A 23,886-nucleotide genomic window follows, 5' to 3' on the forward strand; every position below is an offset into this window, starting at 1 on the left:
GATGACGATCGCTCTGGTCCTGATGTCGGTTCCAGATACGAGATCGCCAATCTTGATTTTTACCAGGTCGCAGCCGCGCAGCTTGCTGTCGAGCGTCAGGTCAAACAGCGCCCTGTCACGAACGCGGCCTTCGCGATCCAGGAAGAAGCGAACGGCCCAGATCTGCTTCTGTGTCAGCGGTCGCTTGGCGCCGACAGTCTTGCCGGCGTTCCAAGCAGGCCGGCACTGCGCGGCAGGATCATGATGTGAATGTCCCATGGTTCGTCTCCACGGCCGTAATTGGCTGTTGAGTGAACGCGTTGACCGAAATTGGCCTCGCACCACGATGCGGCGGCTTTCGCCCCAGTCACTGCCACTCAATCCAATAGCAGCGATGCCCCAAAGCAGTCACTCGTTCGGGGTGCTATTTCAGCTCTCACTCGCCGGGCAGCGGCGCTGGCTTGCGGAATGCAGCCGATCGACAAGTGGCCCTCGCATCCCGCGTGGTGATCCCGAGAAGTCGAATGGTTTGATGGTCGGTAAGGGCCGCTGTTCTACGATCGAAGGTTAATAACCGACTCTGATTGCCTCCACGCACGTCTGCGAGCCTTATCGGATCAGACATTTGGTCTTTGATCGCATATGTTTGCTGGGGCTTGCACTCCGCGTAACAATAGTATCCCGCCGCCAGATCCGCACTGAATTTTAGGGCGTAGGGAACGACCTTCGGCGCGTTCGCGCCGACCTGAATGGTTTCCGTTCCGCTGCAACTCTCACCGAATTGATCTTGGCCGGCGGCAGAAGTTGATCCGAGTGCGAGGAGAGCCAAAGCACAAAATGCGTATCTCATATCAACCGCCTCCACGGAGTGACCAGAGTGCGCACTTAAGCTGCTGCCGCAACCTCCGCTAATGACAAATGCTTCACCGAAGCGGTCCCACCCACTTCTAGCCATTCAGGGCGGCCACGCCGATGATGACCTGCGAATGCCGTAGATTGGGGTGGATTCCTTCCGGACCGCTATCGGCAAGCGATCCGATGAAGGCGGGCATTCAAATCCACCCGAATCCCGCCAGCCTGACGCCCCAATACCGTCACTCGTCGGCCGACATAGTATCTTTGAAGCTGTATTCGCCCGTGGGAGAGGATACCGAACTGCCGGAGATCGTCGCCGCTATTTCGTCAGCGCGCCGATAAGCGTATGTCGTGCGATTGGCTTTTCGAGCACGGCCGTAAACCCCGCGGTCCTCGCTCGCGCCAGCAGCGGTTGGACGGGCCTCCCCGTTATCAGCACCGCCCGGCCAGCCCAGGCTCGATCGCGCAAATGCTCGAGTAACGCAATTCCATCTGTGTCCGGCAGGAGAAAGTCGGTCACCAGTAGATTGAGCCCGTTGAGCTCCTCCAACTCGATCACCGATGCCGCTCGCGTGTGCGCGCGCACTTCGAAACCGTTCCATTCGAGCAGGAGCTGCAGGGATCGCCGGACGCTATCATCGTCTTCGACCAGCAAGACCCTAAGGTTACGTGCGGGAACTCTAGACGGCATCTTGGAGCTTTCTGGGAACATAGGCATTGTTATAATGCCACTGCCCCGCCCGCGGGTCGTTAAGTGAACATACCCACTGGGTGCTACGTAATGTTCCCTAGTCGGCCAACCCTGCAGCGAAGGCAATCCGCAGAGCTTCGGAGAGCGAGCGCGCCTTTAGTTTGTCCATCAGGTTTGCTCGATGTACCTCGATCGTGCGCGCCGATATGCCAAGATCATAGGCAATGGTCTTGTTCGGATGCCCCCGGACGAGGCCGGCGAGAACGTCCTGCTCGCGCGGCGAGAGTGCTTCCAGGCGACTTTGGGCTTCCCGCTTTTCAGCTCCGCTATCGCCGACAGATTCCAGCCGGGCAAACGCCGAAGCTATAGCTTCCAGCAAATGGTCTTTCTCGAAAGGCTTCTCAATGAAGTCGACAGCGCCTGCCTTCATTGCCTGCACGGCAACCGAGATATCGCCATGGCCGGTGAGGACGATTACCGGCATTGGAATGCCACGCGCATTGAGTTCGCGCTGCACCTCGAGACCATCCATGTCCGGCATTCGAATGTCGAGCAGGATGCAGCCCAGCGGGGCATGCGCGGCCTCGCGCAATAGGGCGCCGCCGGACGCGTAGGTACGTGTGTCAAATCCTGATGTGCGAAGCAGGAAGCTCGCGGATTTGCGAACCGACTCCTCGTCGTCCACGATGTGGATGAGGCGCTCGTCACTCATTGATATCTGCCTCATCGACCGAGGAGATGGTGAATTGGAAGATGGTGCCGCCCCCGCTGGCTGGCTCCGCCCAGATTCTCCCGCCATGCGCTTCCACGATCGTGCGGCAGATCGACAGGCCTAGTCCCATACCCTGCTCTTTGGTGCTGGCAAAAGCCTCAAACAATTGTTCACGAACAGCCGGATCGATTCCACAACCCGTGTCCGCAACCGAGACACGCACCATGCCCTGCGCATCACGTGCGGCGCGCACGACGATCTCACGGACTTCCCGAGTGCCGATCGCTTCCACAGCGTTCCGCAGCAAATTGACGATCACCTGTTGGATCTGCACGCGGTCTGCGATCACGCGGTGAATGGTCGGATCGATCTCGAACTTGGTCCGAATACCGCGTTCGTTCGCGCCCATGAGCGCAAGTCGCGCAGCCTCGTCGATCATTTTGGGCAAATCCTCGACGCGCTGCTCCACTTCGCCGCGCGCGACGAAATCACGCAACCTGCGGACGATCTGGCCCGCCCGCAACGCCTCCTTGGCAGCTTCGCCCACTGCTTCGCTAAGCATGTCGAGCGGCTGAGGACCATCACGTTCCAGCAAGTCCTTCGCCGCGAAAACATAGTTCGCGATCGCGGTGAGCGGTTGGTTTAGCTCGTGCGCCAGAGTCGAGGCCATCGTACCCATCGCGCTCACCCGGGCGACATGGATCAACTCGGACTGAAGCTCCTGCAGCTTGAACTCAGCGCGCTGCTGCTCGGTAAGGTCGCGAATGAAGCCAGTGAAAATACGGCGCCCAGCGCTGCTCGCCTCCCCAACCGAAAGCTCCATTGGAAACTGCGTTCCATCCCGCCGCTGCGCCACGATAATGCGCCCGATCCCGATGATCCGCCTCTCGCCGGTCGCTCGATATCGCGCGAGATATTGATCATGCCGATCGTGATCGGGGTTTGGCATCAGCATCTTGACGTTTCGGCCGATCACATCCTGCTCGGACCAGCCGAACAAACGCTCTGCCGCAGAGCTGAACGATAGCATTATCCCCTGTTCGTCGATTACGACCATCGCGCTTGGAACGGTGGCCAGGATCGAACGAACATGCAGTTCGCTATGCGCCAGAGCCTGCTCCGCGGCCCTGCGCGGCGTGATATCGACAACGCTCACACCGAAACCACGCAAGCTTCGGTCGGAATTGCGTAGAGCAATGATGGTCGATTCAGCTGCGAATTCGGAGCCGTCTTTGCGAACGCGCCATGCCTCGATTCGCTGTGGTCCTGCCTCGGCGGCTGTCGCCAAATCCAGTGCCGGTTGGCCGGCGATTACGTCATTCGCAGAGTAGAAGAAGGAGACCGGCTGCCCAATCGCTTCTAAAACAGACCAGCCCAACAACGTCTCGGCGCCTTGTAGCCAAGTCGTAATGCGACCGCCGGCATCAGTGATGAATACCGCCCGATCAGTAGCCCCTCTGACAAATAGAGCCAGATCTTCTGCTATCCCATAAGAAGATTCGGCGCCTATCATGCTCGCCCCCAAGCATATCAACTTCCACCTTATAGCTCATGTCAAGGTGGGGGAGCTAGGCATAATACGTAACCGGCTTGAGAAGCTTTCCTCGCACAGAGGCAGCCGAACAGATGTCAGCTTTGCCTGTTAGGCTATCAAAATCCACCAGTCCGAAATGAGCTAATCCTTCGAACTTGAGCCCTTTATCCGTAATGTCCGCATTTGCGGCGTTTGCCGCCCGACCGCTTTCGGATCGGCCGTTTCAACGATGAACGGCCGACGATGGGTGGCAAGCAGACATCACGAAGGTCAGGCAGCGCCTTGCTCCCGATACTTGCGGTAGAATTCTCGATCCTCCCATGCAGGGTCGTAAGCCGCTAGGACGGCCATCGCTGGGTCTGACGCTGCGAGCCTTTGATCGCCTCCGAATTTCAGCTCGATCCGCTCTCGCGCGATCTCTCCGAACTCAGGCCAGCGAAGCTCGTGTGTAGCCACCTCGACAAGCTCTCGGGGCAGCACACCTTCATCAAGGCTTCGTGGGTCATGCTTGATGAAGCTGTCCCGCACCGCCTGAAGGAAGAGCGAGGACAATTTCGGTTCTTCACGGAGTAGCTCGACCACATCGAAAAATGAACGCTCGGCTCGATCGACACCGAAATGGGCGACCAGGACACGCCGAGCGTTTTCAATGTAGATAGCGAGGAGCTGTTCGGCGTAGCTGAAATCCATTACAACAGCTTAGCCCCTTCTCGAACGTCTGCAATTGGGGCGTTTGCTGCCTGTCCGCTTTCGGATCGACCGTCTCACCGCCGAACGGCCGACTATGGGTGGGAAGGCGACGGACTGCTTCCGATAGAGTGAGGCTGGAAAGCGGTCGTTCCCCGCGCTACGGAAACTGGATGGCATCGGCGAACTTTCACCTCAAGCCAGAGGACGCGCTGAGCAGCCGCGATTTCAATGAGAGGCCGCTTTGGGCCGGGTACTATGAACCCGACGACGTGGATGACATAGTTCGCTGGGGAGTCCCGGAGGCGGAAGTTCGTGCCGCGCTCGACGAAGTGGGCTGGGCAGACGATCACTACTTTCCCCTTCCGGTAGAAGCTGCACGATCCTATTGGATGCGGGGCAAGCTTTATGCTGTCACGGCGACCTTGCCAGACGGAACTGAGCACACCGGATATGTAGGCGAGGACCACAGTTACCTTGCCGTCTTTACCGAGGGCGGCCTACGCGTTGCTAGCGATCTATTCCCCGAGATCGATCATGGTCTGGCTCTGCCGATCCGCGTGAACAACCGCGTTACCGGTGAGCAATGGACATTCGCACGGGCCTCAATTCAGTCGCCGGACTAGCATCCGAGTGTCCGCTTTTGTCGTCGGACCGGCGCCAGACGAAGGGCGGAGATCGGGGCGTTTGCAGTCCGACCTTTTTTGGAGCGGCGGCCTCACCTCCAAACGACTGACTATGGGTGGTTAGCGGACAAGCCGCTTTGCGGCGCGATACCTTGCACTAGCGACTTGCTGCGACCCTCTTACGATAGAGAGCGTCTGGTCCCTTTGCTGCCTCAAGTCGGATACGGCGGTGGACGATGCCAAACATCAGCGGTGCGCCGATCAGAACGAGTCCAATCATCGTCTCGGGCACGCTGGGTCGCCATCCCGCCAGTAAGGCAGCGCTGTAGACGAAAATGAAAAAGAATGCCCATGTTAGTGCGGCGAAGTCAGTCAGGCGCGATATCGGCCTGCTATGGTAGCGCGAATGCGCGAACCGCCAGAACGCCGCCTTCATTTCACTCCCCTCTAAGATCAGAGAGGTTTGACCGTTTTAGGGTTGTCCGGCAAGGCGCTTGAACAATCGAAAATGGGGCTTTGCGCCTTGGCAGCTTTTGGATCCGCCGTGTCTCCGCTGAACATCCGGAAATGGGTGGAAAAGCGGTCGTCAGGCCACGCACTGACCGACCAGCAGGCACCAGTTAAACAGCAGCCACCGGAGTGGACCGTAGAGAACGAAGGGTCCGGTTGCCAAACCGATCCACGGTACCGCAGCGAGAGGCCGAACTCGCCAAATGACCATTGCCCAACCGACGACGCACGCCATCTCAATCGCAAATATAACCGGTGGATCGATCAGCGTGCTCACCGTCATAACGTCGAAGGCGAACGCCAAGGCAGCAATTACTATGAGAAAGGCTCGCATAGTCGGAACATAGCGGTAGCGGAAAGGTCCGTTAGTGGCGGGTTTGCCGACAGTCAGGCTGCGAGTGTAATCGCTTTCTCGCGCCTCATCGGGCAGGAGCGCTAGCACCTCGGCAGCTCTTGAACGGATCGCCTGCCAGCGCGGGTCTTCGAATAAGGCTTCCCGCACCCAGAAGTCCTCGTTTGACGGGCCACTCCAACAGCTCAACAGCTCATCAAGAGTTTGGAGGGCATCAATCTCATCCTGACTGACCTCGCCGAACTCAAGCATGTGACCGACAGCTACAAAGCTATCGTCAAACTCCATCGCGAGCTCAAAGTTGCCGTAAGCCTCAGCGCTCTTGCCTCCTGTTAGGCCTGAGAAGCTGCTATCAAGATATGAAACTTGCGCCTCCGCCGATGCGGCTAGGTTGGCAACTGCCTCTCGCAACATGGTATAGCGCGTACCCATCACCTCATCCTAGTCTAGCTGACTAAGGTCCGGAAGTGGGGTGGTTGGCAGTCGTACCTACCTCTCCACGGAATGATAGATTCGGCTTACCTCCGGGTTCTCGGCGATTAGTCTAGCAAGACGCATTTTTTGAATGCGATCATACATTCGCCATAAGTAGATGGCGGCCACCAGAAGCGAGCCGACCAGAGCACGTCCGTTGCCGGTCGAAAGCCCCAAGTAAGCGAAGAATAGGGAAATGAGGATCATCAGGCCGGCGAACCAGAATTCACCCCCAAACTTCCGCGATAGAACGTTCTTCAACATACTGCCCTGAAGCATCTGCCCCCTTCGCTCTACATATCCCAGCGACAGGAAGCTGTAAAATGGGGTGGAGCCGCCGAACGACCAGTAGTGGGTGGAAAGCGGAAAGGCGGCTTTCAGGCGGATAGAGCGGAAATGCGACGCGATGCGTCAGCTGTGCCGTCTTCGCTAGCGATCTTCTCGGCAGCCAATATCGCTGCGTCCGCCATTTTCGTATCGGATAGCACGTCAGAAAGAGTGTCCCTCAGGCGTATTCTTTCGAACCGCTCCCGCTTGACCATTACGCCCACGCCGGCCGATTCCACGCGCACCGCGTTATCGAATTGATCTCCGAAATGAGGAACGATGACCTGAGGGCGACCGGCACGAAGCGCCTGGCCCGTCGTGCCGATGCCACCATGGTGGACTATGATCGCCGCCTGCGGAAAGACTGCGGAGTGTGGTGCGTACCCCATGAACAGGGTGTCACCTTCCAAGCGCGGGGCGCCCGATTGTCCCGTCAGCAGGACCGCGCGTCTGCCCAACATCCGGCTCACTGCGGCGGCTTCTTCGTAGAAGCGGCCCGGCGAGGAAACCGCAAACGAACCTAGAGTGAACACCAGAGGGGGATCGCCGGCGCCGAGAAACGACGCCAGCTCGGGTGCAAGCACGTCTTGGCCACCGCTTTCGCTGTCGAAGAAAGGGAAGCCGATGAGCGCTGCATCGCGTGGCGCGTCAGTTGGCAGCCTGCCAAGGACGGAAGACCAGCAGCAGAGCGTTGCCGCCGTCGCGGAACCGAGATCGAGCATTGGTGCGCGCTTTGTGGGGGCAAGTCCGTGCTCCGCGCGGACGGCGTCGATATCCCGGCCATATCTACGGCGAAGCATCACCCGGACCAGCGAGAAGAAGATACGATTCCAGCTCCGCCCCAAGCTGGTTCGTGGATGATGCCGCATCAGCTCGAACCTTGGAGCCGAGGGCGGCTCCCAAGCGGAGAAAAGCGTCATAGGCTGAAGAACTATCCTCGTGACGTGCTCCCCAAAACTCCTCCAGTCATAACTGGAGTCCGGGGTTATCATCGTGCCCTTGTGGGCGGGGTTGCACAACCCGCCTGGCAGCATCGGCGGGCGTCAGCCCGCCTATCCCGCTATGCGGTCGCACATGGTTGTAGTCGTGGCGCCAGCCGCTCAGCACCGAGCGGGCGTGGCTCAACGACGCGAACAGCGTCTCGTTCAGGCATTCGTCGCGCAAGCGACCATTAAAGCTCTCGACGTAGCCGTTCTGCTGCGGCTTGCCCGGCGCGATGTAATGCCACTCGATCCGCCGGTCCTGCGCCCAGCGCAGGATCGCCAGGCTCGTCAGTTCGGTCCCGTTGTCGCTGACGATCATCAGCGGCTTGCCGCGCACCGCGATGATCGCATCGAGCTCACGGGCGACACGAGCGCCCGACAGCAACGTATCGACCACCAGCGCCAGATTCTCGCGCGTGAAGTCATCGACGACGGCAAGGATGCGGATGCGCCGGCTGCACACCAACGTGTCGCTCACAAAGTCCAGGCTCCACCGCTGGTTCGGCCCTTGCGGCAGCGTCATCGGTGCCCGCGTGCCCATCGCTCGCTTCCGCCCACGACGCCGACGCACGCGCAGGTTCTCCTCGCGGTACAGCCGCAGCAGCTTCTTGTGGTTCATGACCAACCCCTCGCGCGCCAGCATGATCCCCAGCCGTCGGTAACCGAACCGGCGACGCTCGAGCGCGATCTCGCGAAGACGCGACCGCAGGTCGCCATCATCACCACGCCGATGCGCATAGCGCATCGACGATCGATCCACGCTGAGAATGGCGCACGCCCGACGCTCGCTGATGCCGAAGGTCTGTCGAACATCCTCGACAGCCCTTCGGCGAGCGGCAGGCCTCACCAGTTTTTTGAGGCAACCTCCTTCAGCACCGCATTGTCGAGCATCGCGTCGGCCAGCAGTCGCTTCAACCGCGCGTTCTCGTCCTCCAGCACCTTCAGCTTGCGCGCCTGCGACACGTCCATGCCGCCATAGGTCGCCTTCCATTTGTAGAACGTCGCGCTGCTCACGCCGTGCTTGCGACACACATCCGCTGTCGATGACCCAGCTTCCTGCTCCCGCAGGATCGCTATGATCTGCTCCTCGCTAAACCTGCTGCGCTTCATCTCCGTCCTCCTCAATGAAGGACTCTAGCTCAAACTGGCGGAGTTTCTGGGGAGCACGTCACTCGCCAGAGGCAGGCCGCGCTTCTCAGCGACGATTTCGCCGGCGAAAGCAAAGATCGAGCTGGCAATAACGTCCGCGCCGGCTGCCAGCCTATCCAGGGCAGCGGTGCTCGAGCGCAGGGAAGGCATCAGGATCTTATCGATCACGAAGCTGCTGTCGGCGAGGATGCGCGCAGCGAGATGCTCCTCTCCCATGCCAAGCCGGTCGCAAATTGAAGCATAGCTCGGGAGAATGGAAACGGCCTCGAGCCCTGCCGCTCTTACTTTCTCTACGCCATCTTCCGGAACAGCCATCAACACTTGCTCGCCCCGTGCAGTCAGCCCCTGACCGATAGCGATGAAAGGGTGCAGGTCACCCAGGGACCCGATGGTAACAAGAATGATCCGTGCCATAGCTGAAGCTACTCGAACATCTTTGCACCCGTGAGACAAAGTGCATTGTCAGTTTACGACCGCTTCGCGGCCCCCAGGGCCCGGGACAGTCAACGGCCGCGACTGGGGCGTGAGCCGTAGGACGGCTTTAAATTCGACTTGGCGGCGCTTGAACGTCCACTTCTGGGGCGTTGGCCGCCTGTCTGCTCCTTGGCGACCGCAACTGGGTGGTTAAGCGACATTCCGCATTTGTGAGGGCCGGTCAGGAGGCGGCAGTTTTCCAGCAGGGCGCCAGCAGTCGGAGGGCTTTAAATTCGGCTCGCGGGTGCCTGAGCGGCCGGCTTTTGAGTGGATTGCCGCCCGGACCGTTGCCGGCGCTATCTCGACAAAGCAGACGTTCGAACGGCGCATCTTGCGCGCTACACGCGACCAGCCCCGGAGCCTCTATCTCCAGTGAGTCCCAAACTTCCCCTCCATCCGACGAAGTTCCTCATCGAGCACGGCCACCTCAGCGTCGTTCTCGTCCGCAACTGCGAAACGGATGCGAGTGCAGAGCTCAGCGATCGCATATTTTGCGTACGCGAGCGCATTTGCTTCGCGCTCGATCACCTCTGTCGCTTGGCTGGCGAGGGACTTCAGCAGTCCAAGGCCGTTCGCGTCCACGGTCCGGGGTTTCTGGTCGAGAAGGCATAACGTACCAAGCGCAAAGCCATCGCTGGTTACGAGAGGTGCGGCGAAATACGCACGCACGTTCATCTCAAGCACCGCGGGAGCGAACTTGAAGCGTGGCTCATGCCAAGCATCCGGGACACACAAAGGCGCGTAATTACGAACGCCGATCGCAGCGTCGCAGAAGCTGTCCGGCCTGGCGAACTCCCTAGGATCGAAGCCGTAGGCGACTGCGAGCCACAGCGTGGAGCGATCGACAATAGACACCGCGGAAAAGGGGAAACCTGTCTCTGCGGCGACCCGCTCAACGATTTGGGAGAGCTCGGCGTCGCCGCTCATGCCAAACACGCCGCTCGTCAGCACGCGCGCCTGACGGCGCAGCTCTGCGAGCTCCGGCTGGTTACATTCGCGAGCCTGCTCGATCAATTCGAACTTCCTTAATCGATCCCGACGCCCCTAGAATCAATATTTCGCCTAACTCAGGGGCCGGACGATGTCACGCTAACAAAGCATTCCTGAGCAATTCAGTAATATAACGGGGGCTATATTACCGATTTGGAAAACATGGCGTGTGCATGAGACTAGCTCGCATCGGCTCATCTAAGCTGGGTCGTTGCTTGGACACAACGGTGGAATGAAATGGTGCGCTGGAGCATGCCTAAAGATGGATGCGGTAGATTATTATAGAGCCTCGGCGGATCGTCATTTTCAGGCCGCGAAAGAAATGAGCGGTCGAGCCGAAGCACGCCATCACGCTTGGCTCGGGACCCTATATCTTCTTCGAGCTGACGAGGCCGCGCGCGCGATGCGCGAAGTTGGCAGGTCAGCCCCGTACCTCGAGAGTAGTAGGCTCGGAGGAGGCAACCCTCGCGACTGCCAGTCACAAACATAAGCGCCTGCTATTGGGGCGTTTGCGGCCGTTCGCCCGATGCATTGAACAACTTCTGCTTCTGAGCTGGATCACGAGCACGCTGAATGGCCGAGATTTGGGACGCAAAGCCGCCTTCCGCCAACCTCTACGTCCCCCGCCCTCCCCTGCCCGGCAGCGGATCATTACCCGCCGGGACCGAAATCCAGCACAGCTGGAGTTCGGTCGGCCAAGGCGCCGATAGAGCCGCGCGCAGCGGGTAGCCGCCCCCAAAGTTCCGCCACTTGGATGTGTGAGAACGCGTCGGCGCAATGCCTGCTTCCCACACCGCTCGGGATGTTCCCATCGTTCGGCCGATCCTCTTACCACGGCCCTGGAAACTCCTCGAAATTTGCTCGTTAGGCTGACGACAGGAAGCCAGGGAGAGTAGAGATGGACGAGTTCTTCACTAAGGTGGCCTCGCGCTCGGCGAGCTGGATGGGCAATCCGCTGGCCTTCGTCATCTCGGTGCTGTTCGTGGCGCTTTGGGCGGCCAGCGGCCCGTTACTCCACTATTCCGACACGTGGCAGCTGATCGTGAACACGGCTACCACGGTGCTCACCTTTCTGGCCGTCTTCCTCATCCAGAACAGCCAGAACCGAGATGGCGCGGCGATGCAGGCAAAGCTCGACGAACTGCTGCGGGCCGTTGAAAAAGCACGTGGCGAATTTGTCGGCATCGAGCATCTGACCGACGCTCAGATCTGCAAGATCCGCGATGCGCTTGAGCAGGACATTGCCGAGGGCCACGGCAAGGAAACCACCACCCGCCCTACGGTGGAGCGCCTGCTGGCGCGCTATTGACACGGGGGCTGCCCCAAAGCGGAACCGGACCTGCTTCCACGGGTAAAGAGGAAATGGACAGCAATCCGCAACTGCAGGAATGTGCCGAACTGACCCCGCACAAACGAAACGGGCTCATCCTCGTCCCGATCATCATCCTGGCGATCGCAGTGATCATATTCGTCGGCATGAACCTCGGCCACTACAAGCAGCTGAAGGAAGGCGAACCCGTCGGCAACAGCGCCAATGTCGCGGGCCCCGACAATCGCTGATCGGGGCGCCGGTCCCAATACCGCGCCCTAGCCCAGGGTCGGCGCCGCCTCAGCTGCGCCAGCGCGCCATCGCCCGGTCATAGCTAGCCTTCTCCGCGTCGCGCATCGCCCGCGCCTCACCAACTTCTCGTTCAGCGTCCCGCTCTGCCGCGCGCCGCTCTCTCGCAAGCGCCTGCTCGCGTTCGCGGAAGGTCCGCGCGACCGTGCCGGCAGTCTGCTCCGCGCCCTTCAATGCTTCCTCGGCCTTGTCGAGTGCGGTCGGGTCCGGCCTAGGCGGCCGCGGTACCTTAGGCTTCGCCTTCGGCACAGGCTGTTCGGCTTTCGCGAGCGACGCCTTCGCCCTGCGCGGTTTGCCGGCTCGCGCGCCGCCGACGTCCGCCGCCTCAAGTGCAGCAAAATGTTCGTCTTCGCTGCCGCGTAGCCGCTTGATGACTTTTCCCGGATGCGCAAGCGCCTCTTCACAAAGTGAAGGTTCGCTCACCAGATCGGCCGCTCCGCGCGCAAACAGATCCACATCCGCGCCCCAGGCTTCGAGCGCTGCCTTCTTGCTGGGCGCGGCAACATAGGCGTCATGAAAGCCGATCGCTGTACGGAATAGCTTGAGCTTGCGCGGCATGCCCGCTGAACGCTCGCTGCCTGCGATCAGCTCCCGCGGCCACGAGCACCGCATCACCTGCCTTGTTCAGGCCCGCGTCCGATCCCAGCTCCCCAAATGAGAACAGGACGCGCAGTCCACGCGTCCTGTCCTGAGGGAGGCGGGCCGATCGGTTGGGGGGGGGGCCGGCCCAATCATCTGTTATGCGTGTACCCTACGGTACGTCCGCTTAACCATCCGCGTCGCCCGGAGTTTCCAATCCGCCAAATTTATCTTTCTAATCCAGATGATTAATATAGATCAGCCAACCAGCCCAACAGGCATGTCCTCAGCCTGGGAACAATTGCCGCGCAAGATCCGCAAGCATGATCCGAGCGACCGGCTCCTGCCGCTCATTCTCGACATCCAGGCTGCCGGCGATGCGCGAATGTGCCGCACGCCTTTCTCGCCGCACGACGCGGCGTGCCGCAAAATTGGCGGCGATGAGCGCTGCCCGCAGATCGGGATGTTCATGCGCCTGGGCCAGATGATCGGTGTGGTCGGGCGTTCGCAGGCGAAAGAAGAATTGCGGCATTTGGACGAGATAATGCGCTGATTTTCCATTGGTTGCCTCCCACCCCAAACAGGTCGCCTTTCATCGGATCGAAGAACCAAGACTGATTTCACGCGTTCTCCTGACGAAGTCGCCATACCGCGCGGCAAAAGGAGAAACTCATGGCCACCGCACCCGCTACTGCTGAATCGAACGGCAAGACCGCGCTCACCGATGCGCTCCGCAAGCATTTCAGCGGGGACGCTCCGATCACCGAAAAGGTGAAGGGCTTCGCCAAGGAGCGGCCTTGGACCAGCGCCGCCTTTGCTGGCATCGCCGCGATAATGGCAGCCAATGTCCTACGCGGTCGCTTCTGACATCGAGCAATGGACGCAGCGACCGGCCCCATGCCAGCGCCGGAAGTCACGCGGCAATCCTAGAGCCGCGTGATTTTCACATCTGGTTCGTGAGCTCCTGAAAACCCGGCACGCCACCTCTTTTCGCGATCGATTCGCAAGCGGAACCGCGCCTAATTCACCGCGATTGATCCCCGAGATCCTCCAATCGGAGCGATTCACCAACGGGAGTCGGACATGGCGGAATTCACGGACGCGATCGCGCTGCTCAAAGCCGATCATCGCAAGGTCGAAAAGCTGTTCGAGCAATATGAAGGCACGAGCGGCACCGCGGCGAAGAAGAAACTAGCGCACCAGATCTGCGTCGAACTGAAGATCCATACGGCCATCGAAGAAGAGATCTTCTACCCCGCCTATCGGGGCAAGATCGAGGATGACACGCTCGACGAAGCCTATGTCGAGCATGACGGCGCCAAGGTTCTGATCAACGATATCGAGGCCGGCAGCCCAGAGGACGATTTCTACGATGCCAAGGTGAAAGTGCTCTCGGAGGAGATCACCCATCATGTGCACGAGGAGGAGATGCCGTCCGAGGGCATGTTCGCCCAGTGCCGCAAGGTCGAGGATGTCGACCTGGTCGCGTTGCGCGACGCCATGCTAGCCCGCAAGGAAGAGCTGATGGCGCAGGAGGAGAGCGGAGGCCTGCCGCTGGCGGAGCCGCGCGCGGTCAAGCTGGTCACTGCCTGATAGGGCGATATGGCGGTGCTGGCGGGTCCGCCTGTCTTTCGACGACCGCGGGCTTGTCGGCCAGAGCGAACCATCCTTCGAGAGACCGCCAGACCGTTCTGGCGGTCTCTCCTGAATCAATGGACGCGGTTGCGCTGGACCAGGTTGAAGATGCCGAGCAGCACCACCGCGCCGACAAAGGCTATGATGAGGCCCGTCAGCGAGAATTCCTGTACGCTGCCGCGGATACCGAAGAGCGGCCCGGACAGCCAATTGCCGATGACGGAGCCGATACAGCCGACGACGATGTTGAGGACGATGCCCATCGAGGCGTTGCGGCCCATCACCATGCTGGCGAGCCAGCCCGCGATGCCGCCCACGATCAGTGCGATGATCCAACCCATTTCATTGCTCCCTGTATGACAAACCCTGGGGAGCAATTCGCGGAGTTCGGCTTTGTTCCGCCCCTGCAACGCTAGAGAGACCGGCGAGTCTCGCGGTTTCGAGTGAGACCAGGCTTCCTAGCGCTTAGACGGACGCCTGCGCCTCACGCAGACGCCGTGCATAGGCTTCGGCCAATCGCCGATGGGCAAGGGCAATCGCCGGGTCTCGCGCATGTTCGGCCATCGCGCGCTCCTTTTCCTCTCGCTCGGCGAAATATACGCGGTCTGCCTCGGTCATGCCGATCCGCGTCGGCGCCGCGTCTCCCAACCTTCCTTGGCTGCAGCCGAGCGATCTGCGGCACTTTGACTCGCTCCGCCTTTTCGTCCGCCCTTGCGCGCGCTTGCGTGGTTCTCCGGCTTGCCGCGGCCCGAACCGGACTTCTTGCCACCGCCGGACTCCTTGTTCACGGTCGCCCAGGCACGACGCTCGGCCTCGTCCTTGCCGACGCCGCGGTCCTCATAACCTTCCTCGATATGCGCAGCCTTGCGCTTCTGCTTGTCGGTATATTTGCCTTTGTCGCCTTGGGGCATGGCATCTCTCCCGATAGGATTTCGACAAGATCAGAACGCGCTGATTTAGCTTGGTTTCCTGTGCTTGGGCGAGGGGCGCGCGCCGTCCATCACGACACTTCGCGCTACCAATAGGCAGACGGCGCCGGTTGCTTGCCGGGGCGGAGCACCCAGCGCGATCGATCGCTTGCGCCCGCGAGGCCATGTCTCGCGTTACTTCCCCCGTGAACCCTACCACTCCCCGCTTTCGCCCCGCCTTCCCGCAGAGAGATCGATATGTTGCAATTAACCCCGCACGCCGATTTGCGGACCGGTAGACCCTGTTGGGAAGATCCCGCCAGCGACGTCCTCCCAGCCTCACCGCCGCCCACCCAAACCGAGATCGTGATCGTTGGCGCGGGTGTGATGGGCGCGATGCTCGCGCAGAAGCTGAGCGCCGAGGGACACGATGTCGTGCTGTTGGATCGGCGTGCGCCGGCGCGAGGCGCGACCGCTGCCTCGACGGCACTCGTGCTCTGGGCAGCGGATCTGCCGCTCAGTCTGTTCGCCAGACAAGTGGGCGCCGAGACCGCGGCGCGCGCGTGGCGGCGGGTCCACCGCGCGCTCGGCGGGCTCGCCGAGCGCATCGAGATGCTCGGGCTTGACTGTCGATGGCAAAAGCGTCCGGAACTCTACCTGCCGGGCAATTTGTTGGACGCCGACGGCTTGGCCGCCGAGACAGACGCCCGCGTCGCGGCGGGCTTGCCTTCGGCACTGCTCGATCCGGGAACGGTCGCCGGACGCTTCGCCCTGCCGCCGACCCCGGCGATTGTCTCGGAAGGATGCTTCGGCGTCGATCCGGTAGCGCTGACGCTCGGAATGCTCGGTGCCGCGATCGATAACGGCGCCCGTCTGGCCATCAACTGCGACGTCATCGGACTGGACGAGCGCAGCGACGGTATCGCGGTCCGATGCGACGGCGATGTCTGTATCCAAGCCGAACGCGTCATCCTGGCGACCGGCTATGAGCCGGCAGGCTGGTATCTGCCATCCGCCTTCAAGATCCAGTCAAGCTACGCGATCGCCACCGCACCGGGGACAGCGCCCAGCTGGCGCGAGAAGGCGATGCTCTGGCAAGCCGGCGATCCCTATCTCTATGCCCGCGGCAGCGCCGACGACCGGATCATCATCGGCGGCGAGGACGAGCAGATCGTGGAAGCGGAGGCCCGTGACCGGCTGCTGGCGATCAAGCGCGGCTTGCTCGAAGCCAAGGGTGCGCGGTTGCTCGGTCTGGACAGCCTCTCTGCCGACCGCGCCTGGACCGCGCGCTTCTGCACCTCGCCGGACGGGCTGCCGGCGATCGGCAAGGCGGCCAATAGCGAACGTGTCTGGCTGGCCTATGGCTATGGCGGGAACGGAATCACCTTCGCGGCGCTCGCCGCCGAGCTGCTGGATGCGACGATCACCGGCAACCCCGACGAGGATGCCCGGCTATTCGATCCCTATCGCTTTGATCGCAGATCGGTAGGATAAGGAAAAGGGCGCGGACTTGCGGTCGCGCCCCTATCAGGTCGGCGGGTAACCGCCTTCCTCCTACTGCTCGTCTTGGGTACCGCGATCGCCGAGCTGGTTGTCGAGGCCTGCCTCGGCGTCCTGCTCTTCCTCGCTGCGGATGCGGTTGGGATCGTCAGCGCCCCGTTGATTTTGCTGGTTCTGCTGGCGCTCCAGTCTCTGCTGGCCCTGCTGCATCTGCTGGCCCGGCTGGCGGTCCTGCCCATTCTGGTTCTGGTCGGTCATCATCCTGTCCTCATGCGCATCGGGTGTGTGCGCTATCAGGTTCAACCGGGCGGATTTTTCGGAAGCTCGGCGCTTCATCGCAATTTTCGTCGCATCTCCGAATTCACCAGCTTCGGTACCTGTGCGGCAACGCGCGCGCCGCCAAGCCGATAGCGCCGCGCCATTCGACGAGCGGCCTCGAGACGCTCGGGGCGGCCAGATGAGTCGTCCCGGCTTTTCGCCGGATGCAATAAACTAGGTTGAAGCGACTGCATGGGCGGCGCGGCAAAAGACCGGGATGCAGAAGAGTATCATCGAGCGTGCATTGGAACTGGCGGCCACGGGCGAATATGCGCGGATCGACCATATCGAGCGCAAGCTTAACGCCGAAGGCTATACCAACGTCGCCTCGCATCTCGATGGTCCGACCATTCGCAGGCAACTTCGCCAGGTCGCGAGCGAGGCGCGCGGAGAGCCCACCAAGCGACGCGGTCGACCGCCGGCTTCGGGGGTCCTGGCCTCGGATGCGTCAGGCTCGGATCCAACAGATGGCCCGCTGATATGACGGGCTGGCGGCAAGCCGAGTTCGTCCCCATACATTCGGACGGGCGGGCCGACGGGCGGGCGTGAGGCAGGGCGCGCGAAAAGCGCGGCTTTTGCCTAGCACGGAAGAACTCTTTGCACGCCAACGGGTTGTCCAAGGCTAGGAGAAGCCACGATGTCGTCCGAGCCACATTGGCTCATTCTCGGGCGCTAAGCCTATAAACCGTGCAACAAAGTACTGGTTTTCATACCTTTTGGGTGACTAGGCTACGCGGCCGCTGGGAATCGGCACCGGGGCGACATCCTCCCTCTTTGTCGCTCCGGTATCGGCGGCGGCGATGCTGGTGTCATGAGACCTCGGAGGCGGCTGTTGAGCCTGGAAGTGTTGGCATCCGCAGCAGAACACTTGAACGAACAACTCATTGTTCGAGTTCGCGTCGATGGCATCGACTGGCTGGAGATTAGTCAGATCGACCACCCCGCTAGCGATCCCAGACTTGCTCGCTTAGTAACATGGGAAAACAATCACGCTATTGTTGTGCGAGTGTCGTCCCTTCGTGCTGCAGTCCATCATTCCCCTGAGTAGACGCGACAATCGCCAAATCCGATTTCGCCGATTCTAATCGCTATACCTCGATGGTAGCGATGTAATGTAAACACTATGGTTATATGACTTTGCTGTGAGCATTCCATATTGACCAAGTGCCCAAGCCTATGAGGCGCTACGCAAGGCGCGGGTGTTCGAGGATGGAGAATATCACCTCCAGCGGGCGGATCGTGAGCGCCAGCTAGCTTACCGTGCTACTGAGGCTGCCCTGAGGGAACGCCATCTCGAGCTGGCGGACTGCCACATTCGTCTTGCCGAACTCTTGTGGTGAAAACCCGCAGCCACCCGCCGCATCGGTCGTAGCAAGCTGCCTGGCTGCTAGCGCGCCAAGATCGGGCGTTGCCGATTGACGCGCCCGCTTGCTGCTTCTGGGCCGATTGACGCCAGTAAGCTTTCAGCTCGGTGTGCTCAATAGCTGCCAAGGACGACTTTCGTTGGCGGCCTGCACATGCGTGCGTACCGATGGCTTCAGCTCGGACTCTGCGATCATACGGCCATCCCGGTTCCGAGATAAAATCGCTACAAAGCATGGTAGTTCGGGATCATCCACGCAGACGACGCGGAGCGGCGGCATGGGGGCGATCTCCCACAGCTTTTCAAAGGCCGTGTGCAGAAATCCACCATGCGATTGCCAGCTTAGATTTAGAAGCGCCACCCGCGGAAAAACCCTGCCCTGATCCTGTGAATATCAACCTCGCCATTCCAGGTCAGACCGATATCCCGCTTCCGGGACCCGGGGCCACGTGACCCGACTTCCAGAAATCGCGAATCCTGCGGGCGGAATACGTCGCGCATCGTGCCGTCGCGCGCAGTGCCTTTCATCTCTGTCCAATGATCGGGATGAATATGAGGGCCCATGAAGCAATCGATGAAAGAGACCTGCCCCACCGCCCGGGGATCCGCGTAGCGTCCGTCGGCAAAGGTCGTCGTCGGGTGCCAGGGACGCGCCAGCGCCACCGCACCGTCCGGCACGCCCGCCTCGCGTGTCAGGCGCGAGCGGTAGAATATGATGCCATGCTCCTGCGAGAGCTGGGTCGAGGGCGCGGCGATGAAGGACTGGAATTCGCCCGGCTGATAGGGTGCGCTGCGCCGGCGTGAGCGGATTTCGCTGTCCTCGATCAGCAATTGCCCATTGCCGAAGATGAAATCGATATTGCCCGCGATCAGGCTGTTCCGGATCAGTCCGCGCCCACCATTGGCGAACAGGGTGTCCTGATAGCCAAGCAGATCGACCCGATCGAGCAGCACGCGATCGCTATGGGTGTCGAGCAGCAGCGCCACGGCCTGGGGATTGCCGATCTTGCTGGGATCGCCGTCCGGAATACGATCATTGGCGAGATAATCATAGCGGTTCTCGACTGTAATGCCGGTAACGGTCACGTCCTTCGCGTCGATGGTGAGCGTCGCCGATCCAGGCGTCCCCCACCCAGCACGGTGATAGGCCTTGGAGGTCTGCGCTACGGCATCGAAATGCAGCCGCGTCCTGCCCTGTCCGCTGCCGATCAGCCGAACCCGGTCGCGCGTCACAACGGGCTTCTCGCGATAGTCGCCGGCCGCGATCCGGATCGTCACCCAGCGTCCCGAACGATCGGCCGTCGCAACCTCCAGGGCCGCCGCGATCGAGGGATAGCAGGATCGCGCCGCCTTGCCGCAGACCGGCCTGACAGTCAGCTCGCGCGGCACCGGCACCGGCACCGGCACCGGCACCGGGGCAAAAGCAGGAAGAAAGATCGCCGCCGCCACCAGTCCGAGAAAGCCCCTCCGGATCATTTCGCCTTCTCCTTCTTCGCGACGACCTGGGTGAAGAAGCTGTCGATCTCGGCAGCTGCCCGCGGAAGCCAGGGCTCGAACAACCAGAAATCGTGCGGCGCGTTCTCGAAGCGAAACTCGCGGTGCGCGACATGGTATCGGTCCAGCGCGGAGAACACCTCGTCCTTGCCCTGGGTGAACCGGGGAATGCCGCTGCCGAGGATGAGGGTCGGAACCGCATCCGGGCCGACATGGTTGGCCGCGCTCGCCTCGCGCCAGCGCGATGCTGCCGACCCATAGGATCCGCCGAGCCACCGTGCCGCCGGGGACGCCTCCTTGGCGGCATCCTCATATTTGAGGGTTTCCGGAAGCGTGAAGTCGAGAACGCCGTCCAGGTCGATGAGCGCGTTTGCGCGCCGGTCCCGGCCTTCGCCGAACAAGCCGGAGGGGCCGGCATAGGCGAGCAGCGATGCCATCTGCCCGCCCGAAGACGCACCACCGATCGCAATCCTGTCGGGACTGAGTTCTAGCTCGGCGGCGTGCTCTCGTGCCCAGACAAGCGCGTCGCCAATGTCGATCATGCCCGCCGGATAGGGTGCCTCGGGCGACAGCCGGAACTCGGGCAGGAACACGGTGTAGCCGCGCTGGGCCAGCAAATTGGCCAGCGCGTAAAAATGGTTCTTGTTGCCGGCACTCCAGCCACCGCCATGAACCAGGACGATGCCTTGATGCCTCGCGGGCGATCCGGGAGCCGCCTTGAAGATGTCGATATGCAGGTCACGCATGCCGCTGTTCTTGTACGGCCGGTCGAACAGCACGGACTGCCCTTCCCGCCAGGTCACCGGAGCCCAAGCGATGCCAGGATATTTGTCGCGATATTGCTCGAAGCGCTGGCCGATCGTGTAGCTGTCATCGACGTCACGCAACGGAACGCCGCCGGCATTCATGGCAGCGGCCAGGAGCGCCAGCGGCAACAGGCTCAGGTTCGGCATGTAAAATACCCCGAAGAAGCGAAAAAGAGGGCCGTCGGCGGGAGGCGCCCGACGGCCCCGAAGGTGTCAGAACTGGTAGCGCGCGCCCACGAACCACTGCGCACCTGTCTTCGAGAATTCGCGGACCAGATATTGCGACCCGTCACCGGTGCCGTAGATCCGTTCCTTCTCGTTGGTGATGTTGATGCCCTGCACGTTGAGGCTCAGCCGCTTGGTGAGATTGTAATAGGCCGAGAGGTCGACCTGGGTCGGGCCGTATTTGCGCTCCTGGACATGGCCGTTGCCGCCCGGCTCGCTCAGCAGATAGTCGTCGCGCTTGTTGACCGAGACGCGCAGGCCCATCTTGCCGGTGTCGTAATAGCCGGTGAAATTATACGAATTGGGCGAAAGGCCGGTCGAATCCCGCGCCGAGACATGGGTATAGTTGGAGGCGAAACCAAGGTTCGAGAGCAGCCCCGGCAGGAAGGTGAACGGTAGGTTGAGCGTCGCCTCCAAGCCGGTAACGCTGTTGCCGCCGGGCGTGTTCACCGTCTTGTAGAAGGTGTACTGCGCGGTTTTCGGGTCGGCATTGTAGGATGGGCTGTAGCGCGGGTCGGCATAGATCGCGGCCCAGAACTCAGTCGGCACCGCCTGCTGGACTACGGAGGTCGTCAGCGAGCTGACGATATTCTTCTTGAACCCGCCGATCGCGATCAGGCCACCCTTACCGAAATACCATTCCAGACCCAGGTCGAAATCGTTCGACAGATACGGCTTGAGGTTGGGGTCGCCGAGATTGCTCACCGTGCGCGTCGTGTACTCGAACACCGGCGCGGCAATGTTCAGTGCCGCGAGGCCCGGCCGCGTCATCGAGCGGGCATAGGCGAAGCGAGCGACCAGATCCGGCGTAATGTTAAGCGCCGCGTTGAAGGACGGCAGGAAATTGTCATAGCGGCGATCGACCGTGACCGGCGAGGTTCCGATCACCGCGCTGGAGCCGACATCGGTCCGCACGTAGCGCACGCCGCCGTCAAGCCGCAGCTTCATCGCACCAATCGGGATTTCGCCGCTGACTTCGCCATAGCCGCCCGTCGTCTTCTCGGTGACTTCCCAGCCCGCGCCCACGTTCGCCGGATAGTTCGACGAGATCAGCCCCGAACTCGCGATCTTGTCGAAGTCGATAACCGCGAAGGTCGGCAAGCCGCCATCGACGACGCCGTCCCCGAAATGCGCGATCGGGAAGCTGGTCAGATACTTCTGCGGCGCGAAGCCGGGCAGGTCGCCCTGTGCTTCGGAGTAGCGGACCAGCCGGCGGTTATGGGCGACGCCAAGCTGCGCCGTGAACGCACCCCTTTCAAAAACGAGGTTGGCCTTGGCCGTGAAATTGTCCTTCACGACATTGTTCAGCCGGTTCGCAGCGGTCGTCGCATCGATGAAATTGGCGACGTTGTTCGGGTCGTAATTCCCATAGCTGACCTTGGCCACATCGACGCTGTCGCGATAGTCATAGGCATAATAATGCGGGACCGAGCGCGCGTAGAAGCGCAGCTCGCTACGGTCGGCCGCGTCGCGCGCCGTGCCGGCCATGGCATCGAACCTGAGCGCGTCGGAGAGCTGATAGTCGCCCGAAAGCACATATTGCTGGAACTTCGAGGTCGAAGTCTGGTGCCGGCTCTCATACCAGGAGGTGACGTCATTGAACGCCGCCGCGACCAGCTGCTTGCCGTCAGGCGCAATGGTGAAGGACAGTGGCGTCTGGCCGACGAAGTTGCCCGCCGTGCCGTGGGTAAGCAGCCACTCCATCGAATTGTAATTGTACCGGTCGTTGTCCAGCTGGGAATAGAGCACGTCGAAGCTGATCTTCATGCCGTCGACGGGCTTCACCTGGAGCGAGCCGGTCAGGCCAAGCCGCTTCTGGTCGTTGCCGAAAAAATCCGCGCGCGGCAGCCGCGGTGCCCAGAGGCAGTCGAGCCGATCGGCCGCACCGCAGTTGGTCGGCGTGCCGGTAACGGTCGGGTTGGTATCGGCCCAGCTGTCGCCATTGACGAAGGGCGAGGTCCAGCGGACGCTGGCGAAGCCCTCCTGATAGACGGTGCGCTTGGAATAGGCGGCGGACAGCAGGATTCCGATCGTGTCATTCGCGAATGTGTCGGAAATCATCAGCGTCGCGCGCGGATCGACCTTGCGCGTCATCTGGTTATAGCCGCCCTGGGCCGATCCCACGATGTGGAAGCCTTTGAAGTCGAACGGCTTGGCCGAATAGAGATCGACCGTGCCGGCGATGCCGCCTTCCTCGATCGAGGCACGCTGGGTCTTCTGGACGTCGATCCGGTTGAACAGCTCCGAGGCGAAGACGTGGAAGTCGAATGCGCGGCCGGCATTGATGGTGAACCCGCCGGAATCGAGGCCGTCGCTGCTGGCCGGCACTTCCATGCCGTTCAAGGTGGTCCGGGTAAAGTCCGGCGAGAAGCCGCGCAGCGTAATGTTGCGGCCTTCTCCACCTTCGCGAGAGATCGCCACGCCCGGCAGCCTCTGGATCGACTCCGAGAGATTGAGATCGGGCATCTTGGCCATGTCCTCGGCCAGAATACTCTCGGTGACGTTGATGGCCCTGCGCTTCAGGTCCTGTGCCTTGGCGAGGCTACCGCGAAAGCCGGTGACGACGATGGCTTCTTCCGCGGCGGATGCCTCTTGTCCACCGTCCTGCGGCTCCGCTGCGGCCGCCGGCACGCGCTGGTCAAGAGCGGTCTGGTTCGGAGCTGCCGCGGCAGAGCTCGTCGGCACGCCGCCGCCCGGCGGCGTCGGCGACGGGGTCCTCGAAATGATGGCAAAGGAAGTCGGGCCCGTGCGCCGCGCCGCCAGCCCGGTGCCGGCGAGCAGCCGGGTCAGCGCTTCCTCCGCACGCATCTCGCCGCGCACGGCATTGGTCCGCACCGCGCGGGTCACGCGACGCGCCGCGACGATCTGGATACCGCCCTGGCGCCCAAGCTGGCTGATCGCAGTATCGGCGGACTGCGCTTCGATCGAGAATTGCCGGATCTGTGCCTCGGCTTGCGCCGGCGACACTGCCGCGCAGACGATTGCCGAAGACACGAGCAAGGCTCCACGAACAGTGGAAATATTCATTTTCCTCCCCCATATTTTTTAGGCGGAGTAATTTTTCCCCGCACTTGTATTTGAGACGGCCGATGGGAAA

General features: G+C 61.4%; 26 protein-coding genes and 1 pseudogene. 7 read left to right on the forward strand and 20 right to left on the reverse strand.

Features of this window, described 5'->3' with window-relative positions:
• The 5 genes and pseudogenes from HNP52_RS14495 to HNP52_RS14515 all read right to left on the reverse strand — a co-directional run.
• Nucleotides 1-258 (reverse strand): annotated as a pseudogene (locus tag HNP52_RS14495) (integrase); the annotation flags it as partial.
• A gap of 895 nt (nucleotides 259-1,153) precedes the next feature.
• Nucleotides 1,154-1,489 carry a response regulator gene (locus HNP52_RS14500; RefSeq protein ID WP_260396161.1) on the reverse strand — a complete coding sequence of 112 codons (336 nt, stop codon included), beginning with the start codon at nucleotides 1,487-1,489 and terminating at the stop codon, nucleotides 1,154-1,156.
• Between the two features lie 133 nt (nucleotides 1,490-1,622).
• Nucleotides 1,623-2,237, reverse strand: a complete 615-nt coding sequence (gene fixJ, locus HNP52_RS14505; RefSeq protein ID WP_184168370.1) for a response regulator FixJ — start codon at nucleotides 2,235-2,237, stop codon at nucleotides 1,623-1,625.
• Nucleotides 2,230-3,750, reverse strand: a complete 1,521-nt coding sequence (locus HNP52_RS14510) for a PAS domain S-box protein (protein ID WP_184168371.1) — start codon at nucleotides 3,748-3,750, stop codon at nucleotides 2,230-2,232. Before HNP52_RS14510 ends, fixJ begins: the two co-directional genes overlap by 8 nt.
• 291 nt (nucleotides 3,751-4,041) lie before the next feature.
• Nucleotides 4,042-4,461 carry a hypothetical protein gene (locus HNP52_RS14515; protein WP_184168372.1) on the reverse strand — a complete coding sequence of 140 codons (420 nt, stop codon included), beginning with the start codon at nucleotides 4,459-4,461 and terminating at the stop codon, nucleotides 4,042-4,044.
• 170 nt (nucleotides 4,462-4,631) lie between these two features.
• Here HNP52_RS14515 and HNP52_RS14520 point away from each other — a divergent pair, with 170 nt between their 5' ends.
• On the forward strand, nucleotides 4,632-5,084 hold the full coding sequence (locus HNP52_RS14520) for a hypothetical protein (RefSeq protein ID WP_184168373.1): 453 nt from the start codon (nucleotides 4,632-4,634) through the stop codon (nucleotides 5,082-5,084).
• A 157-nt stretch (nucleotides 5,085-5,241) separates the two neighbouring features.
• On the opposite strand, the gene HNP52_RS14525 is transcribed toward HNP52_RS14520, so the two are convergent.
• The 6 genes from HNP52_RS14525 to HNP52_RS14550 form a co-directional block, all read right to left on the reverse strand.
• Nucleotides 5,242-5,520 (reverse strand): hypothetical protein, encoded by a 279-nt coding sequence (locus HNP52_RS14525; protein WP_184168374.1) that lies wholly within the window; start codon nucleotides 5,518-5,520, stop codon nucleotides 5,242-5,244.
• A 150-nt stretch (nucleotides 5,521-5,670) separates the two neighbouring features.
• Nucleotides 5,671-6,378 (reverse strand): hypothetical protein, encoded by a 708-nt coding sequence (locus tag HNP52_RS14530; protein ID WP_184168375.1) that lies wholly within the window; start codon nucleotides 6,376-6,378, stop codon nucleotides 5,671-5,673.
• 419 nt (nucleotides 6,379-6,797) lie between these two features.
• Nucleotides 6,798-7,469 (reverse strand): glycosyltransferase, encoded by a 672-nt coding sequence (locus HNP52_RS14535; RefSeq protein ID WP_184168376.1) that lies wholly within the window; start codon nucleotides 7,467-7,469, stop codon nucleotides 6,798-6,800.
• A gap of 244 nt (nucleotides 7,470-7,713) precedes the next feature.
• Nucleotides 7,714-8,840 (reverse strand): IS3 family transposase gene (locus HNP52_RS14540; RefSeq protein ID WP_409372635.1). Its coding sequence is split into 2 segments (ribosomal slippage): nucleotides 7,714-8,591 and nucleotides 8,591-8,840, totalling 1,128 coding nucleotides; the frame shifts between segments, so codons are not numbered across the junction.
• 24 nt (nucleotides 8,841-8,864) lie between these two features.
• Nucleotides 8,865-9,293: a glycosyltransferase gene (locus tag HNP52_RS14545; protein ID WP_184168378.1), complete on the reverse strand. Its 429-nt coding sequence runs from the start codon at nucleotides 9,291-9,293 to the stop codon at nucleotides 8,865-8,867.
• A gap of 423 nt (nucleotides 9,294-9,716) precedes the next feature.
• Nucleotides 9,717-10,367: a GAF domain-containing protein gene (locus tag HNP52_RS14550; RefSeq protein WP_184168379.1), complete on the reverse strand. Its 651-nt coding sequence runs from the start codon at nucleotides 10,365-10,367 to the stop codon at nucleotides 9,717-9,719.
• An 874-nt stretch (nucleotides 10,368-11,241) separates the two neighbouring features.
• Between HNP52_RS14550 and HNP52_RS14555 the strand changes: the two genes are divergently transcribed.
• Complete coding sequence (locus HNP52_RS14555; protein WP_184168380.1) at nucleotides 11,242-11,652, forward strand: low affinity iron permease family protein; 411 nt, start codon at nucleotides 11,242-11,244, stop codon at nucleotides 11,650-11,652.
• Nucleotides 11,653-11,705: 53 nt separating this feature from the next.
• Entirely contained in the window at nucleotides 11,706-11,903 is a 198-nt protein-coding gene (locus tag HNP52_RS14560) for a hypothetical protein (protein WP_184168381.1), read from the forward strand.
• Between the two features lie 49 nt (nucleotides 11,904-11,952).
• On the opposite strand, the gene HNP52_RS14565 is transcribed toward HNP52_RS14560, so the two are convergent.
• Complete coding sequence (locus tag HNP52_RS14565) at nucleotides 11,953-12,519, reverse strand: hypothetical protein (RefSeq protein WP_184168382.1); 567 nt, start codon at nucleotides 12,517-12,519, stop codon at nucleotides 11,953-11,955.
• 307 nt (nucleotides 12,520-12,826) lie between these two features.
• Nucleotides 12,827-13,072, reverse strand: coding sequence for a DUF6894 family protein (locus tag HNP52_RS23360; RefSeq protein WP_409372636.1), 246 nt, complete (start codon nucleotides 13,070-13,072; stop codon nucleotides 12,827-12,829).
• A gap of 140 nt (nucleotides 13,073-13,212) precedes the next feature.
• On the opposite strand from HNP52_RS23360, the gene HNP52_RS14575 reads away from it, so the two are divergent.
• Both HNP52_RS14575 and HNP52_RS14580 read left to right on the forward strand, forming a co-directional pair.
• Nucleotides 13,213-13,407: a hypothetical protein gene (locus HNP52_RS14575; protein WP_184168384.1), complete on the forward strand. Its 195-nt coding sequence runs from the start codon at nucleotides 13,213-13,215 to the stop codon at nucleotides 13,405-13,407.
• Nucleotides 13,408-13,623: 216 nt separating this feature from the next.
• Nucleotides 13,624-14,133 (forward strand): hemerythrin domain-containing protein, encoded by a 510-nt coding sequence (locus HNP52_RS14580; protein ID WP_184168385.1) that lies wholly within the window; start codon nucleotides 13,624-13,626, stop codon nucleotides 14,131-14,133.
• Between the two features lie 116 nt (nucleotides 14,134-14,249).
• On the opposite strand, the gene HNP52_RS14585 is transcribed toward HNP52_RS14580, so the two are convergent.
• The 3 genes from HNP52_RS14585 to HNP52_RS14595 all read right to left on the reverse strand — a co-directional run bounded on the left by HNP52_RS14585 (nucleotide 14,250) and on the right by HNP52_RS14595 (nucleotide 15,086).
• The gene (locus HNP52_RS14585) at nucleotides 14,250-14,516 is read right to left on the reverse strand and encodes a GlsB/YeaQ/YmgE family stress response membrane protein (protein WP_184168386.1); all 267 of its coding nucleotides are present in this window, start codon (nucleotides 14,514-14,516) and stop codon (nucleotides 14,250-14,252) included.
• Between the two features lie 124 nt (nucleotides 14,517-14,640).
• Nucleotides 14,641-14,793, reverse strand: a complete 153-nt coding sequence (locus HNP52_RS14590) for a hypothetical protein (RefSeq protein WP_184168387.1) — start codon at nucleotides 14,791-14,793, stop codon at nucleotides 14,641-14,643.
• Nucleotides 14,790-15,086, reverse strand: coding sequence for a plasmid stabilization protein (locus tag HNP52_RS14595; protein ID WP_184168388.1), 297 nt, complete (start codon nucleotides 15,084-15,086; stop codon nucleotides 14,790-14,792). Before HNP52_RS14595 ends, HNP52_RS14590 begins: the two co-directional genes overlap by 4 nt.
• A gap of 363 nt (nucleotides 15,087-15,449) precedes the next feature.
• Here HNP52_RS14595 and HNP52_RS14600 point away from each other — a divergent pair, with 363 nt between their 5' ends.
• Nucleotides 15,450-16,577 carry an FAD-binding oxidoreductase gene (locus HNP52_RS14600; protein ID WP_184168389.1) on the forward strand — a complete coding sequence of 376 codons (1,128 nt, stop codon included), beginning with the start codon at nucleotides 15,450-15,452 and terminating at the stop codon, nucleotides 16,575-16,577.
• 60 nt (nucleotides 16,578-16,637) lie between these two features.
• On the opposite strand, the gene HNP52_RS14605 is transcribed toward HNP52_RS14600, so the two are convergent.
• Entirely contained in the window at nucleotides 16,638-16,886 is a 249-nt protein-coding gene (locus HNP52_RS14605; RefSeq protein ID WP_184168390.1) for a hypothetical protein, read from the reverse strand.
• 232 nt (nucleotides 16,887-17,118) lie between these two features.
• Between HNP52_RS14605 and HNP52_RS14610 the strand changes: the two genes are divergently transcribed.
• On the forward strand, nucleotides 17,119-17,385 hold the full coding sequence (locus HNP52_RS14610; RefSeq protein WP_184168391.1) for a hypothetical protein: 267 nt from the start codon (nucleotides 17,119-17,121) through the stop codon (nucleotides 17,383-17,385).
• Nucleotides 17,386-18,612: 1,227 nt separating this feature from the next.
• Here the strand turns inward: HNP52_RS14610 and HNP52_RS14615 are convergent.
• The 3 genes from HNP52_RS14615 to HNP52_RS14625 all read right to left on the reverse strand — a co-directional run bounded on the left by HNP52_RS14615 (nucleotide 18,613) and on the right by HNP52_RS14625 (nucleotide 23,783).
• Nucleotides 18,613-19,740, reverse strand: a complete 1,128-nt coding sequence (locus tag HNP52_RS14615; protein WP_184168392.1) for a pectinesterase family protein — start codon at nucleotides 19,738-19,740, stop codon at nucleotides 18,613-18,615.
• The gene (locus HNP52_RS14620) at nucleotides 19,737-20,711 is read right to left on the reverse strand and encodes an alpha/beta hydrolase (protein ID WP_184168393.1); all 975 of its coding nucleotides are present in this window, start codon (nucleotides 20,709-20,711) and stop codon (nucleotides 19,737-19,739) included. Before HNP52_RS14620 ends, HNP52_RS14615 begins: the two co-directional genes overlap by 4 nt.
• Nucleotides 20,712-20,777: 66 nt before the next feature.
• A complete protein-coding gene (locus tag HNP52_RS14625) occupies nucleotides 20,778-23,783 on the reverse strand; it encodes a TonB-dependent receptor (protein WP_311768477.1) in 3,006 nt (1,001 codons plus the stop codon).
• Between the last annotated feature and the right edge of the window lie 103 nt (nucleotides 23,784-23,886).

This window comes from Sphingomonas kyeonggiensis (genome assembly GCF_014204495.1).
GTDB lineage: Bacteria > Pseudomonadota > Alphaproteobacteria > Sphingomonadales > Sphingomonadaceae > Sphingomonas > Sphingomonas kyeonggiensis_A.

Coding starts and splice junctions, on each gene's coding strand:
- fixJ (WP_184168370.1), bottom strand. CDS start 2,237: ATGAGTGACGAGCGCCTCATCCACATCGTGGACGACGAGGAGTCGGTT.
- HNP52_RS14510 (WP_184168371.1), bottom strand. CDS start 3,750: ATGATAGGCGCCGAATCTTCTTATGGGATAGCAGAAGATCTGGCTCTA.
- HNP52_RS14515 (WP_184168372.1), bottom strand. CDS start 4,461: ATGGATTTCAGCTACGCCGAACAGCTCCTCGCTATCTACATTGAAAAC.
- HNP52_RS14520 (WP_184168373.1), top strand. CDS start 4,632: ATGGCATCGGCGAACTTTCACCTCAAGCCAGAGGACGCGCTGAGCAGC.
- HNP52_RS14525 (WP_184168374.1), bottom strand. CDS start 5,520: ATGAAGGCGGCGTTCTGGCGGTTCGCGCATTCGCGCTACCATAGCAGG.
- HNP52_RS14530 (WP_184168375.1), bottom strand. CDS start 6,378: ATGGGTACGCGCTATACCATGTTGCGAGAGGCAGTTGCCAACCTAGCC.
- HNP52_RS14535 (WP_184168376.1), bottom strand. CDS start 7,469: ATGCTCGATCTCGGTTCCGCGACGGCGGCAACGCTCTGCTGCTGGTCT.
- HNP52_RS14545 (WP_184168378.1), bottom strand. CDS start 9,293: ATGGCACGGATCATTCTTGTTACCATCGGGTCCCTGGGTGACCTGCAC.
- HNP52_RS14555 (WP_184168380.1), top strand. CDS start 11,242: ATGGACGAGTTCTTCACTAAGGTGGCCTCGCGCTCGGCGAGCTGGATG.
- HNP52_RS14560 (WP_184168381.1), top strand. CDS start 11,706: ATGGACAGCAATCCGCAACTGCAGGAATGTGCCGAACTGACCCCGCAC.
- HNP52_RS14565 (WP_184168382.1), bottom strand. CDS start 12,519: ATGCCGCGCAAGCTCAAGCTATTCCGTACAGCGATCGGCTTTCATGAC.
- HNP52_RS23360 (WP_409372636.1), bottom strand. CDS start 13,072: ATGCCGCAATTCTTCTTTCGCCTGCGAACGCCCGACCACACCGATCAT.
- HNP52_RS14575 (WP_184168384.1), top strand. CDS start 13,213: ATGGCCACCGCACCCGCTACTGCTGAATCGAACGGCAAGACCGCGCTC.
- HNP52_RS14580 (WP_184168385.1), top strand. CDS start 13,624: ATGGCGGAATTCACGGACGCGATCGCGCTGCTCAAAGCCGATCATCGC.
- HNP52_RS14585 (WP_184168386.1), bottom strand. CDS start 14,516: ATGGGTTGGATCATCGCACTGATCGTGGGCGGCATCGCGGGCTGGCTC.
- HNP52_RS14590 (WP_184168387.1), bottom strand. CDS start 14,793: ATGACCGAGGCAGACCGCGTATATTTCGCCGAGCGAGAGGAAAAGGAG.
- HNP52_RS14595 (WP_184168388.1), bottom strand. CDS start 15,086: ATGCCCCAAGGCGACAAAGGCAAATATACCGACAAGCAGAAGCGCAAG.
- HNP52_RS14610 (WP_184168391.1), top strand. CDS start 17,119: ATGCAGAAGAGTATCATCGAGCGTGCATTGGAACTGGCGGCCACGGGC.
- HNP52_RS14615 (WP_184168392.1), bottom strand. CDS start 19,740: ATGATCCGGAGGGGCTTTCTCGGACTGGTGGCGGCGGCGATCTTTCTT.
- HNP52_RS14620 (WP_184168393.1), bottom strand. CDS start 20,711: ATGCCGAACCTGAGCCTGTTGCCGCTGGCGCTCCTGGCCGCTGCCATG.